14 protein-coding genes and 1 pseudogene are annotated in these 12,383 nt (G+C 40.5%); all 15 read right to left on the reverse strand.

All coding sequences use genetic code 11. The features are described from left to right. Nucleotides 1–952 (reverse strand): annotated as a pseudogene (locus tag QZZ43_RS04395) (hypothetical protein); the annotation flags it as partial. A 39-nt stretch (nucleotides 953–991) separates the two neighbouring features. Continuing rightward, nucleotides 992–1,387, reverse strand: coding sequence for a M67 family metallopeptidase (locus QZZ43_RS04400; protein ID WP_291856651.1), 396 nt, complete (start codon nucleotides 1,385–1,387; stop codon nucleotides 992–994). A 13-nt stretch (nucleotides 1,388–1,400) separates the two neighbouring features. Next, the gene (locus tag QZZ43_RS04405) at nucleotides 1,401–2,207 is read right to left on the reverse strand and encodes a molybdopterin-synthase adenylyltransferase MoeB (protein WP_114436350.1); all 807 of its coding nucleotides are present in this window, start codon (nucleotides 2,205–2,207) and stop codon (nucleotides 1,401–1,403) included. Nucleotides 2,208–2,331: 124 nt separating this feature from the next. Further along, on the reverse strand, nucleotides 2,332–3,570 hold the full coding sequence (locus QZZ43_RS04410; RefSeq protein ID WP_114436349.1) for a PLP-dependent transferase: 1,239 nt from the start codon (nucleotides 3,568–3,570) through the stop codon (nucleotides 2,332–2,334). Nucleotides 3,571–3,651: 81 nt separating this feature from the next. Further along, entirely contained in the window at nucleotides 3,652–3,894 is a 243-nt protein-coding gene (gene thiS / locus QZZ43_RS04415) for a sulfur carrier protein ThiS (protein ID WP_114436348.1), read from the reverse strand. A 1,106-nt stretch (nucleotides 3,895–5,000) separates the two neighbouring features. Further along, the gene (locus QZZ43_RS04420) at nucleotides 5,001–5,807 is read right to left on the reverse strand and encodes a hypothetical protein (RefSeq protein WP_291856656.1); all 807 of its coding nucleotides are present in this window, start codon (nucleotides 5,805–5,807) and stop codon (nucleotides 5,001–5,003) included. Beyond that, nucleotides 5,797–6,165, reverse strand: a complete 369-nt coding sequence (locus QZZ43_RS04425; protein ID WP_291856657.1) for a heavy-metal-associated domain-containing protein — start codon at nucleotides 6,163–6,165, stop codon at nucleotides 5,797–5,799. Before QZZ43_RS04425 ends, QZZ43_RS04420 begins: the two co-directional genes overlap by 11 nt. Nucleotides 6,166–6,201: 36 nt before the next feature. Next, nucleotides 6,202–6,420: a GDCCVxC domain-containing (seleno)protein gene (locus QZZ43_RS04430; protein ID WP_291856658.1), complete on the reverse strand. Its 219-nt coding sequence runs from the start codon at nucleotides 6,418–6,420 to the stop codon at nucleotides 6,202–6,204. A 462-nt stretch (nucleotides 6,421–6,882) separates the two neighbouring features. Then, entirely contained in the window at nucleotides 6,883–7,134 is a 252-nt protein-coding gene (locus QZZ43_RS04435; RefSeq protein WP_367221246.1) for a thioredoxin family protein, read from the reverse strand. A 23-nt stretch (nucleotides 7,135–7,157) separates the two neighbouring features. Further along, nucleotides 7,158–7,382 (reverse strand): SHOCT domain-containing protein, encoded by a 225-nt coding sequence (locus QZZ43_RS04440; RefSeq protein WP_291856659.1) that lies wholly within the window; start codon nucleotides 7,380–7,382, stop codon nucleotides 7,158–7,160. A 20-nt stretch (nucleotides 7,383–7,402) separates the two neighbouring features. After that, a complete protein-coding gene (locus QZZ43_RS04445; protein ID WP_291856660.1) occupies nucleotides 7,403–7,789 on the reverse strand; it encodes a DUF302 domain-containing protein in 387 nt (128 codons plus the stop codon). A gap of 11 nt (nucleotides 7,790–7,800) precedes the next feature. Further along, nucleotides 7,801–8,379 (reverse strand): hypothetical protein, encoded by a 579-nt coding sequence (locus QZZ43_RS04450; RefSeq protein ID WP_291856661.1) that lies wholly within the window; start codon nucleotides 8,377–8,379, stop codon nucleotides 7,801–7,803. A 274-nt stretch (nucleotides 8,380–8,653) separates the two neighbouring features. Further along, a complete protein-coding gene (locus tag QZZ43_RS04455; protein WP_291856662.1) occupies nucleotides 8,654–10,930 on the reverse strand; it encodes a multicopper oxidase domain-containing protein in 2,277 nt (758 codons plus the stop codon). Nucleotides 10,931–11,191: 261 nt separating this feature from the next. Next, entirely contained in the window at nucleotides 11,192–11,650 is a 459-nt protein-coding gene (locus QZZ43_RS04460) for a rhodanese-like domain-containing protein (RefSeq protein ID WP_291856663.1), read from the reverse strand. A gap of 77 nt (nucleotides 11,651–11,727) precedes the next feature. Next, a partial coding sequence (locus QZZ43_RS04465; RefSeq protein WP_291856664.1) for an amino acid permease occupies nucleotides 11,728–12,383 on the reverse strand: 656 nt, incomplete at its 5' end.

Consider the following 12,383-nt stretch of genomic DNA (forward strand, 5'->3'; position numbering starts at 1 on the left):
CGCTTTGTTTTTGTTTTCTCGCATATCGGCGATACCATTGATCAAACGGGGTGTCATTCTTTGTGGATTTTGCCTGGCTTCCTTCAGGGATTTTCAGGTTCAGAGAAGGGAGGCTTAATGAGTATTCCGAATCCTGTTTCAGAGCGTTGAAGTACTCAAAGAACAGTTCAAAAACTTTTTCCTTACCCAGTTTGTAAAATAAATAGCGCAATCTTGCCTTATGCCTGTTCCGGCGGTTTCCGTGATCGGAAAATAATTTTTTGACTGCCTCGGTTACATAAAGCATATCCTCAGGGAGCAAAAAATCAAAGAGGAGGTGCCCTGTTGAAGGTTTAGAGCCCAATCCGCCTCCGATAAATACCCTGAAACCATTTACCCCGTTCTTTTTAGTGGCAATAAAACCTAAATCGTTAAAAATGGCATTGCTGTTGTCAAGGTCATTTCCCGAGAAAGCAATTTTGAGCTTTCGGGGAAGGGACCATGAATCCGGTTCAGCAATAAGTGTGTTGGTAAGGGCAACAAGGTATGGAGTAACATCGAATACTTCATCGGGCGAAATGCCGGCATCTTCGGAAGCCAGGATGTTTCGTACCGTGTTGCCGCCGCCACCTCGTGAGGAGAGGTTCATCCTGAGCAGGGATTTAAGCAGATCGGGAGTGTTTTCCAGTTCCACGTTATGAACCTGCAGTTCCTGGCGGGTGGTAATGTGAATATCACCAGAACCGTATTTGCGTGCAGCCTGAGCTACCCCTTTTAGTTGAGCAGGAGTAATCATTCCTCCGGTACACCTTACACGAACCATATAGGTGTCGTTTTTTCGCTGCTCATAGATCCCCATTGGCACACGAATGGCCTTGAATTTAACAGCTTCTGTTTTGTTTGTCCGGAAATCTGAAACCTGTTGACGGAAAGATTCGATTTCAGTTTTTAAAGAATCTGGTATGGTGTACATGATTAGTATTTTTTTGGTCTGTAATGGTGTGTTGATCTATTAAATGATATAATAACCTTCGGGGATGACCTTATTATCTTTGATGCGAAACAAATTGAAATGTTCGTCTTCGGATACCAGCGAAATAATGCCATAAGCAATATTCGGATCATAAGCCAGCCGTATGTCCTCTTCCGAGGGGCGGGAAGGGGTTTGGGGATGGCTATGGAAATTGGCAATAATTTCCAGCCCCAGATCTCTGGTTTTCCTGAGTACTTCAAACTGTTCTCCGGGATCAAATGAATAATGCTCGGGACTTGCATCGGTATTGGTCATGGGAAAACAGTGGGTGATTGTGTCGCTGGTTCCGGCCAGATAACCGCAGGCCTCGTTAGGTAAAGCTTCCCGGGCAGAGCTGATTATCTGCTTGTAGGTTTCTCGTTTTATCTTCAGCATAACTCTTTGGGGTTTATTTTTGATTCAGATCGCAGGCGGGCATTTCTTCCATCTGAAGTGACCGGATTGTGGGGTGGTCGCCACAGATATTACAGCCCGGAGATGGCTGAAAGCGCACCTCTCTGAAACTCATTTTCAGGGCATCGAAGATCAGCATCCTGTCGGTTAGCAGATCGCCTTTATCAACCAGGAATTTCAGGACCTCAGTTGCCTGAATGGTTCCCAGCATACCGGCGATGGAACCCAGTACCCCTGCCTGAGAGCAACTTGGTACAGCATTTGGTGGCGGGGGCGATCCAAAGAGACACCGGTAGCATGCATGTCCCGGAATATACGTCATTGTCTGTCCTTCGAAGCGAAGGATTCCCCCGTGCGAAAAAGGCTTTTTAGCCATAACACATGCATCGTTGACCATGAATTTAGTGGGGAAATTATCGGTGCCGTCCACGATGAAGTCATAGTCTGCCATTATATCGAAGGCATTATCGGGAGAGAAAAGTTCCCGGTAAATGTTGACTTTTATTTCAGGATTAACAGCGTGTATTTTTTCTTTGGCCGACTCCACTTTGGGGCGGTTCAGGTCGCCGGTAAAATGAATGATTTGCCTTTGCAGATTGGTGCGATCCACCACGTCGCCATCAATCAGTCCGATAGTTCCCACTCCAGCAGCAGCAAGATACATGGCCACGGGCGATCCCAGACCTCCAGCTCCTACAATAAGGACTTTCCCTTCCATTATTTTTTGTTGTCCCTCAATGCCTACATCCTGCAGGATGAGGTGACGACTGTAACGTTCAATTTGTTCTTCTGTAAAATCCATTGTTTATATGATTATATTCGATTTTCAGATAAGCCGTTTTCAAAAATGAATCACTGATTATTACCTAATGCCTAAAACCTAAATGTCCAAAGCAGCTATCATACAGCCGGGAAAAAGTTCATTCCTAAACAGCACCCAGGGCATTCTCAACGTCTGCAATAATGTCTTCTGCTTCTTCTATTCCCGGAGCCAGACGAACGGTTGTTTGGCGTATTTGCATTGCGTCCAGAGTCTGTTTGTCGTACTCACAGAAAATGGTTGATGCCGGATGCAGAATCAGCGTTTTATTGTCGTTAATATTGGTGGCTTTTCTGATCATTTTTAAAGCATTGATGAATTTGAAACAACTTTCTTTCGAGTCAAGGTCGAATGTTAAAACGGCTCCCGGTTTTCCGTTGAACTGTTTGCGGCTCAAATCAAAAAACGGCGAGCTTTCCAGTCCGGGGTAATCTACCCGTTTTACTGCAGCCTGTTTTTCCAGCCACCGGGCTGTCTCCAGCGTGTTTTGACAAGCTTTATTAGTTCTCAGTGTCAGTGTTTCCAGACCCAGAGACAGGAGGAAAGCATTGTGTGCCGACAGGGTCGCTCCCAGGTTACGGGCCACTTCCTTTCTCAATCGGGCGATCAAAGCCAACGGCCCCACCTGGTCATGAAAAGGCTTCAAATTTTCATTGTGTGACCAGTTAAAGGAGCCGTTGTCAATGATTAGACCTCCCAGAGCTGTAGCACCGCCCGATATGAATTTTGTTCCCGAAATAAGTTCTACATCCACCCCAAAGTCAGCTGAGGTAAATAAGTCAGGTGGCGTTAGGGTGGTATCGCAAATAAGCGGTATTTTATGTTTTTGGGCTATTTGCGACAATGCCTTTACGTCAGCCACCTCCAACTGAGGGTTTGTTATTGTTTCAAAAAATATTCCCACCGTTTTGCTGTCTACCAATTTCTCCACTGATTGTGGATCTGTCATATCAGCCAATCTGAATTCTATGCCAATGGAAGGAAGCGTTGTGGAAACCAGGGAAAAAGTATTTCCGAACAATTTATTGGTTGTGATAATGTTATTCCCTTTGGCAGCTATGGCAACAAACAAATTGGCCAGAGTCGCCATTCCCGAACCCACCGCCAGTACGCCCAGCGCGCCGGATGCTTCCTTTATTTGATTTTCAAAGTGTTCTACGGTAGGGTTGGCGATTCTTGAATAGACGTGCCGTGGTATTTCACCTCTGAACGCCGCTTCAATCTCCTGGGCTGTTTCAAATTCAAATGCCACATTTTCGTATATGGGCATACGCAAGGAGTTGTTAGAGTCTTTGCGCAGAAACGGCGTGTGCAAAATGCGGGTGGAAATATTTTTTGACTTCATAATGATGTGGATTTTGGCATTTGCTTATGACTTTCTTTGTTGGGTGAAAATTAAGAAAGGTCATAAACAAAGCGTATTTATCTATTGATGGTAACATCGTTTTTGGCGGACAGTTGATTTTGAACCACCACCCATGAAATAGAGAAAGTCAATTTCATCATTTTCTGTGATCGTTTTGTTGCTGAGATCTTCTTTGTTGACAAATGTTCCATTGAGCTGAACTGTTACCATTTCAACGTTTTGAATTCCTTTTTGCTTCAGGAGATCTGCCACATTGGTATTGTTTTCGATGTTCTCCTGCTTTCCATTGAGTTTAATTTCCATGATGTAAGTTGTTTTTAAGTAGTTTAGTTGTTAGTCGGTAGTCAATACTCTCTATTATGATATAGTCAGGCAATTGTTAATAGCTTTAATTAAAACTGGTTAGGGTTGTTTTTAATAAAAGTTTGTCGGATAAAAAAAGGCCTCCCGGATTCCAGGAGGCCTTTTTACTATTCATTTCTTTTTTTCAGAATATAAAATGACCTCCGGTATAGTCCATGCACTTGATGTACATATACATATTGAAATTGCTAGGCGAACTATAAAATGAAGACTTATTCATGCTGTTGGTATTTTAAGATTTTGATGTTATTAATCCTAAAGCCTACTAAAAAAGTATGTTACAAAGATAGTTATTTTTCTGACAGCTCCTGTGCGGTTAAGACTATTCCCGGATTGTCATCCCGGATAGAAAGGGTTAAAGTTTTGTTCTTTCTGCTGTAAGTAAATGATAATTAGGAAATTATTGGTTTTTACGATGTGTGGTATTTTTGAGTGAAGGGGAAAGTTTGGCTTTAATTTAGAAAGAGTTTAATTAATATTTAAAAGCATACCAAAAAGGTAGGAAAACGTTAGAAAAGTTTTTTGAATGAATCTGGATTTTAAAAGAGGTTGTCTCAAAAAACATTATTGTCCGGAGAAATTTATTTTTTGAAAATAGATTGCTTCGCTTTGCTACCAATGACAGATTTTTGTAACAAACAAAAATTCAGATAATTAATAGTTGGCCCCCTTTCGGGGACCTGATTCATTTTGCCCAACTTACCCCAGGTCGAAAACCCGGGGTTATTCAAATTGGCCCCTTTCAGGGACCTTCCAGATATGTCATATACCCATTATGGCTCAAGCTTTTTTGAGGTGGTCACTCGCAATGAACAACGCCCTCTAACCTGAAGAATAATGCCATGTCCCGTCATTGCGATTCCGATGAGGAACGAAATCGGGAGAGGCAATTCAAGGGAGGATTAAAAATTCCAATGGATATTGTATTAATATTCTGTTGGTGAATAAAATAATTTATCAACGCATAATTGGCCTATAACCTTTTTCCCTTATGTATAGGATAATAGCGATGGAGGCTTTTTGGACAAAATATTGAATGATATCGGCTAAAACATTAGTCTCAAACCTAAAATCAACCGGTTTCCATATTCAATTCCGGAGGCTTTAGACCCGTTTACCGCAAATTGGTATAATCCTTCAATCTTGAGGTGAGGAGACACGAACTGGACTCCCGGAGAAATATATCCAATCAAATCAGATTCGCCTGAGGTTGGATTATTATTGACCAATGAAAACTCCTGAACGGGTGAAAGAATCCAGTTTTCCAGGCCGGGTAAAAAGATGTTTCGTGAAATGGCCAGGTTTAGATGCACCTGTCTTGCTTCAGTCCTGCTATTTTCCGTGTTATAGTTTACCCATTCGCAGGCATTGTTTAAATCGAACGACCAGAGACCTGGTCGGTATGAAGCGTTTACTCCAATTACAGGGTTGTAGGTTTTTGATACCGAACTGTTGAATACAGGAAATGTTGTTCCGGCAAACCCCGCTACCCCGAGTGAATAATTCCTGGTGTTGCGGCGGTAAAGCTTTACTTTCCCCATCAGGAATGGATCCATCCAGCGATTGTTCATCTCCATCATTGTTTTGTTTTTACCCACTGTGCGGTAAATGTTGCGCAGCATCAGAGTAACGTCCGGAGTTAAGCCGTAAGCAACAACCATAGGCATCATATGCACCCGGATGTCATTTCCCCCCATCCGGTTGATGATGTTTCTGTACTGGAGGCGTATTATGATACGATCCTGGGCAGGGGTAAGCCCGGCATCCACGCTGATACCTTCGGCTTTTGACTGGTGCCCGAGGGAAAATAAAATGAGCGCTAATAAAATAAAACTGAATGCTTTATTCTTCATTGTTTTTGGGCTTGATTTTTTTACCAGGCGTGAAATTGGCTTTCTTAATACGTTTTTCGATCTCTTTATCTGAAACATTCGCATCAGGCTTAAATTCTATTTCCACGAGTTTCTTTTTGAAGCTTGCTTTTGATCCGGCTACGCCGTCAATTTTATTTACCTGCTTTTCCAGTGCCGACTGGCAGCCCGGACAATCCATGCCAAAAACTTCGTAGGAAACAACTCTTTCCTGTTTGGCAGAATCCTGTTCAGTTGTGTCGGTTTGGTGGTATGGTATTTCTGCAAAGGTTTCGGTTGAATTAGCTGACAATATGAGAAGTATTGCAATTACCGTTAGTTTTAGTCTTGTCTGTTTCATAAGAATTAATTTAAAAGTTAAAGGGTCTCCACTCTTCTAACAACAGCTTTTACCTTTCTGTTCGGGCGGGCATTTTACCGTTCCATAAGAACAGAACACGCAACAATCACTCTCTTTTGGTTTTAAAACAGTATGACATTTTTCGCATTCGTAAAAGAACTGACATGAATCTGCAGCCATGCTTTCTTCTTTTTGAAACCCGCATTGGGGACAGGTTATTGTTGATATGAGTTTAATTTCCCGGGATTTGACCATTTTTTGTGAGAGCTAAGAATCAGTCATGTTAAAAAAAGCCTTCCACGATTTAGTGAAAGGCTTTATAATTTGATACAGTACTATCGCATTAAGTCACAAAGATTCCCTCCACACGCTTAAAAAGCCTGCAACAACAGCAAGATGTAAAGTTATATGTGTGAAGTACTTTGTTCATGGAATTTATCTTATCCTAGTTGGTTGATAGGATACAAACATAGATAAAATATTTTATTGAAAGATGACATTTAGTTAAAATTTCTGTTTTCAAGTCTTTTCTTTAAAAAGGAGTTCAATCCTTCAAAAACTGACTTATCACAAATTAAAACATAAATATCAAACCAATAATCAATCTTTTTCTGCCATTTGTATCAGCAGGGCCTATATTTCTGCATCAATCAAAACACAAGATTTAAGTGATACCGCATCAGTAAATAATAAACTGTCTTTTGCAGACGCTTTCCACTAATGCCCATTCTTATTGCTGTTTTGTATTTCAGTTTTTAGCTCCATGATTTTCTTTTCTCCGGGTAAACCCACTGAAACAACTTCATCATCCACAATAAATAATGGGGATGTTTTTATTTGATAGGTTTCTACCAATTCGGGATGATCTTCAAAATACATCACTTCATATTTCAAACCGGCCTCTTGCAGTTGTTCTTCAAGTATTGGCCGGTGATTACATGCTTTTGTTGCTGCTATTATAATTTTTATAAGTTTTTATTTTTTCCAAAATTTTACGACAAGTCTCTTTTTCGTTGTTCAAAATCTTCCTTGTCAATTTCGCCCCTGGCGTATCGCTCTTTCAGAATATCGAGTGGCGATTTATGATTTGCTGTATTATTTAGGTTATTGTTTTGGCCGGGGGGGCGGACAATGCCCCAAATTATGGCGGCTACAAGGATAATACCTATTAACCACCACCAACCCATGCCAAAACCCATTCCTCCGAATCCATGCATATCAACCTCCTTTTTTTAATTTATAGTGATGCGATAACCTTCTCAAGTTTTGATTTGATTTCCCCGGCAATATCTGTGAGCTGTTCATTTTCGACAGACATCATAGAGGCCACAGGGTTTACAGCAGCTACTTCTATTTGGTTATCACCTGTTTCCTGCACAATCACATTGCATGGAAGCATGGTTCCAATCTTATCTTCCTGCTGAAGCGCTTTAAAGGCATTGGCAGGGTTGCAAGCCCCGAGAATTTTGTATTTTCTGAAATTAACATCCAGCTTTTCTTTCAGTTTTTGTTGAATATCAATTTCGGAAAGAACTCCAAAACCTTCAGTTTTGAGTGCTTCAGTTACAAGTTCTATTGCCTGGTCAAAATTTGCTGTTATTGTTTTATTAATGTAATATGTCATAATTGAAAAGTTTAATGATTATGATTTTCCTGATTTGATTTCCCTTTTTTGTCCATCATTTTTCCATCGGAATTCATCATTTGTCTGTCTGAATCCATCATTTTTCCATCAGAATTCATCATGCCCTTTTCTTTCATCTTCTGCATACACATTTTCATCATTTCGGGATTTTCTGACATCATGTTTGCCATCTTGTTGCGCATTGCAGAATCTTTTTTGCACATTTCCATCATATTTCCCATCATTTTTTGCATCATTTCAGGGTTGTTTTTCATCATTCCCATCATTTTCTGCTCGTCATTACCCCCTTGCATGGATTCCATTTTTTTCTGCTTTTTATTGTCATCTTGCATGGATCCCATTGTTTTCATTTCGAGGTTTTCTGCATTGCGCATCATCATGGCACCATGTTCATTTTCCTTTGCCACTTTTATGAAGTCCATCATCATTTGATGATCGCTGGCAATGGCATTAAAAAGTTCAGTGCGTGTTTCCTTGTTATCGAGTAACTCTTTTACATCTGTATTTTGGGCATTGGTGTTAAAAACCAAAACCGTAATCATCGCGATAATTAATGTTATTGCTTTCATTGTACTAAAATTTAAGTGATTATTTAGTGCCTATCCATAAAATATTACTTGCTTCACAATTCACATTTCTGAACGGACACCTGATTACTAAAGAACCTCCCAACTTAATAGGCGGGCCCTATTTAATTTGTTTTTTTATCAATACAAATGTACAGGTTCTTTATATCTAAGGTGTTACATATTTCCGGGAAAAACTTACATAATTTCGCTGAGTTTGTAATCCCATAGTTATACTAAAGGAAGTTAGTAATGAAAAATGCAATTATAATTTTTATCAAAATCTTATACTTAAACCACCACCCCAGCCATAATTGTTATTGTAATTGGCCTGAATGGAAAAATTACGGGATAGTATATATGCAGCCCTGATAAGCCATTCTTCTTCGCCTTCATAACTTGTGTTGTCTTCAAAGTCGTTGACCCAGCCAAAGTCGGCCCGGTATTCGTATTCTCCTTCCACAAAAAGGCGGGGGAATAACAGAATTTCTTTATCAACGCGGAGTCTGGGCCGAAGTTGATGGTCAATACTCACATCAATATTGAACATGTAGGGTGTGAAATACTTTACACCCACTAATCCAACTGTGTTAATTTCATCGTAGGAGTCGGGAGTTTCATTTTCGGCATTGACACCCGCGTAAATTCTCACCCAATCATTAAAATACCGGTTATAGCTAAATTCTACTTCTGAATTTTGGTTGTAATCAGTTTCTAGACTTAAATTAAACTCATTACGAATATTGCTTGAAGTAAGGCTTAATTCAGAGAAATTAGAACTTAATTCAGCCAAACCCCATGAGTAATAATGGTTTGTTTCATCGATTAGTCCTTGAACGGGAAAATCCTTCAATCGTTCATCTCTTGGTGTGTCGTAGCTCATAATCCGCGCCATGCCTCCCATCATGTGGTAAAGAATGTGACAATGGAAAAACCAATCACCGTATTCTTCATTGTAAAACTCGATGGTTACTTTTTGCATAGGTGGAACATTTACCGTATGCTTTAACGGGGATCGTTCTCCGTTTTCGTTAATGACCCTGAAATAATGGCCATGAAGGTGCATCGGGTGGTGCATCATGGTGAGGTTATTCAGTGTAATTCGGGTAATTTCTCCGTCTTCAATTTTTATTTTGTCAGTTTCCGAAAGCGGAATTCCGTTTAAACTCCATACGTAACGGTTCATGTTACCGGTAAGATTTAAGAGCAATTCGTTTACCGGGATATCCGGATTAAAGTTTGTTTTTTCGTTTGCTTCAAGGAAATTGTAGTTAAAATGCTTCTTTCGCTTTTTATAAGAAAAATCCCCGGAGGTATCTTTCTCTTGTTTTGAAGAGTGATTCATCTGCTCCATGTTCATTTCATGATCCATTGACGAATTCCCTTCATTATTCTTATCCATATTCATTTTCATCCCGTAATTACTCCTGAGAAATTCGGGTGTTTTTTTCTTTTTATTACCTATCAGCGCCGGAGCGCCCATTTTCATTTCCATGTCTGCGAATTGTTTCATCATTTCCACCTTATCGGGTTTGTCGATTACCTTTGCAGGAAACAACTCTCCACTACCGAGATGAATAGTAGTATAACCTGAACCATCCTGTGCCGTGGCAATAATTTCCAGTTTTCCCTGAGGAATAGTGACAATAACATCGTAGGTTTCGGCAATGGCAAAAAGGAATCTGTTTTTGTGTACAGGTTCGACATCAACTCCATCGCCGGCTACTACCATCGGATTGCCGGCGCCAAAATCCATCCAGTAATAAGAAGATGCGGAGGCATTAACAAATCTAAGCCTGACTTTTTCACCGGGCTCAAAATCCGGATATTCTGCCAGTTTTTCCCCATTACTTAAAAATGCCGGGTAATAAATATCTGCAATATCAGCCCCTTCCATCCGGTCGCGCCACATTCTTAGCTGTGCAGCAAATCCTCCCCGGGCAATAGCTCTGCTTAACGGAACAGTGGTTCCTTTTTTTACCTGATACCATTCATTACCTCTCTTGAGGTTTCGCAGCACATTCATTGGCTTTTCGTTGGTCCAGTCTGATAAAACCACAGCAAGATCCTTGTCATATTCCATGTTTTTCTCTTTGGGATGGATTATGATAGCCCCATATACCCCTTTTTGCTCCTGTAACATGGTGTGGGAGTGGTACCAATATGTACCTGATTGGTTGATTGGTATTCTGTATTCAAAAGTTTCTCCCGGTTTAATGGGAGGTGTATTCAGATAGGGAACACCATCGAAAATATTGGGAAGTATTAACCCATGCCAATGTACAGAAGTTTCAACATCCATTTTATTGGTTACCTTAATAACAGCCAGGTCACCTATTATGAAATCAAGTACCGGCCCCGGAATTTTTCCATTTATGGTCATGGCATCTGCTTTAACGCCTGCAAGAGTCATTTCTTTTTGCTCAATGGTAAGTTGATATTCTTTAACAGGTCTTCCTTCTTCATTTCTGTCATTGCCGTTTGTGCCTACTTGTGCAAGCCCGATTTGCGAAATGAATAATGTGCTGATAAATGCGATAGTGGCAAGTTTCATTTTCTTCCCTTTTCTTTTTTGTGATTTGCAGTGGTATTTAACCTGCATTATTCACAAATAACCTATTCCGATGCTCAATTATCTGCAAAAAACAACCGTCCTCAATAAAATGCATTTGAAAATAATCCATTATTTCCTGCATCCATTTTATCTGCGGTTGATTGTATTTCTTGATATTTGAACATCTCATGACGATAATTCATGAATAAAGCAGGCTGAATGAGTTTGAAATTATTGTTGACCCCCTGGAAATGCAAAGCTTCAAAGGCCTCCGTCAATCGGCAACCCCAGGGTTATCCAATCATGCATTCCGCCCCGATAATACAAAATCTTTTCAGGAGGATAACCGGCAGACAATAAACTGCGGATAGCTGTAGGTGATTGTGGACATTGTGGTCCGTTACAAAAAAAGATAGTCAGGCTGCTGCGATCCAACTCATCCATTCTTTCTGTTATTTCATCGTGAGGAATATTTTTGGCACCGGGGATAGTGGAAATTTCATAAAAATTGGATGTGCGGGAATCAATTATCTGAAGCCCGTTTTCCTGAAATTTAAGTACCTCCAATTCATCTACAGTAAGAACATTTTCTGCAACTTTAATCGGTTGGATTTTTCCCCAGGTGGTATCTACTATTACCAAACCGGATTCCCCGTTAACAGCATGAGGAACCATTTGTGGCTTTTCTCTGGTAGGGATTCGCTTTTTACTAATATCCATGTTAATTGCTTTTTGTATTTCAGTTTTTTACTCCTTGATTTTCTTTTTTCCGGATAGCCCTCACTGAAGCAATTTTTTTATGATATTTCTTCGTTCTGATCAGTTAATTCTTTTCTTCTTTTTAAGAACCACTTTTCACCCGCAAAAATCATAATCATCAGGACGAGAGATAACCAGACAACCAAAAGATCAGAAGAGGCTTTGATCCAAAGAAAAGCTGCTAAAACCACTCCGTCAATTACCAAAGCTGTTGTTACAATTACCGGATTTGCTTTCACATCTTTGCGCAAACGCTTTAGTACACCCCAATGAACCACCATATCCATCACTATGTAAAAGACAGCGCCCAGAGAGGCGATTCGGGTCAGGTCAAAGAAGATGGTAAGAACAATGGCGATCGTGGCGATATATACCAGCATGTGCTTCTGAATCCTTCCCGGCATACCCATGTGACTGTGCGGGATAAGTTTCATTTTGGTCAACATGGCAGTCATGCGGGAAATGGCAAATAAATTGGCAACTACGCTTGATACTGTAGCCAGAATAGCGATGCCTACCGTAAACCACAAACCATATTGCCCAAATGCAGGACGTGCGGCTTCGGCCAGCGAATAGTCTTTGGCTTCTATGATTTTTGGGACGGATAAATTTGCAGATACGGCTATGGCCACTAATACGTACACTACAGCACAAATTAACAAGGAGATGACAATGGCCCGTCCAACGTTTTTAT

It is taken from the genome of Marinilabilia sp. (genome assembly GCF_016278715.1).
In the GTDB taxonomy this organism is placed as follows: Bacteria; Bacteroidota; Bacteroidia; order Bacteroidales; family Marinilabiliaceae; genus Marinilabilia.

What these genes read in the sequence shown, in the direction of transcription:
- QZZ43_RS04450 (WP_291856661.1), bottom strand. Translation starts at nt 8,379, where the DNA reads ATGAAAGCAATAACATTAATTATCGCGATGATTACGGTTTTGGTTTTT.
- QZZ43_RS04430 (WP_291856658.1), bottom strand. Translation starts at nt 6,420, where the DNA reads ATGGTCAAATCCCGGGAAATTAAACTCATATCAACAATAACCTGTCCC.
- QZZ43_RS04420 (WP_291856656.1), bottom strand. Translation starts at nt 5,807, where the DNA reads ATGAAGAATAAAGCATTCAGTTTTATTTTATTAGCGCTCATTTTATTT.
- QZZ43_RS04400 (WP_291856651.1), bottom strand. Translation starts at nt 1,387, where the DNA reads ATGCTGAAGATAAAACGAGAAACCTACAAGCAGATAATCAGCTCTGCC.
- QZZ43_RS04445 (WP_291856660.1), bottom strand. Translation starts at nt 7,789, where the DNA reads ATGACATATTACATTAATAAAACAATAACAGCAAATTTTGACCAGGCA.
- QZZ43_RS04425 (WP_291856657.1), bottom strand. Translation starts at nt 6,165, where the DNA reads ATGAAACAGACAAGACTAAAACTAACGGTAATTGCAATACTTCTCATA.
- QZZ43_RS04440 (WP_291856659.1), bottom strand. Translation starts at nt 7,382, where the DNA reads ATGCATGGATTCGGAGGAATGGGTTTTGGCATGGGTTGGTGGTGGTTA.
- QZZ43_RS04455 (WP_291856662.1), bottom strand. Translation starts at nt 10,930, where the DNA reads ATGAAACTTGCCACTATCGCATTTATCAGCACATTATTCATTTCGCAA.
- QZZ43_RS04405 (WP_114436350.1), bottom strand. Translation starts at nt 2,207, where the DNA reads ATGGATTTTACAGAAGAACAAATTGAACGTTACAGTCGTCACCTCATC.
- thiS (WP_114436348.1), bottom strand. Translation starts at nt 3,894, where the DNA reads ATGGAAATTAAACTCAATGGAAAGCAGGAGAACATCGAAAACAATACC.
- QZZ43_RS04410 (WP_114436349.1), bottom strand. Translation starts at nt 3,570, where the DNA reads ATGAAGTCAAAAAATATTTCCACCCGCATTTTGCACACGCCGTTTCTG.
- QZZ43_RS04460 (WP_291856663.1), bottom strand. Translation starts at nt 11,650, where the DNA reads ATGGATATTAGTAAAAAGCGAATCCCTACCAGAGAAAAGCCACAAATG.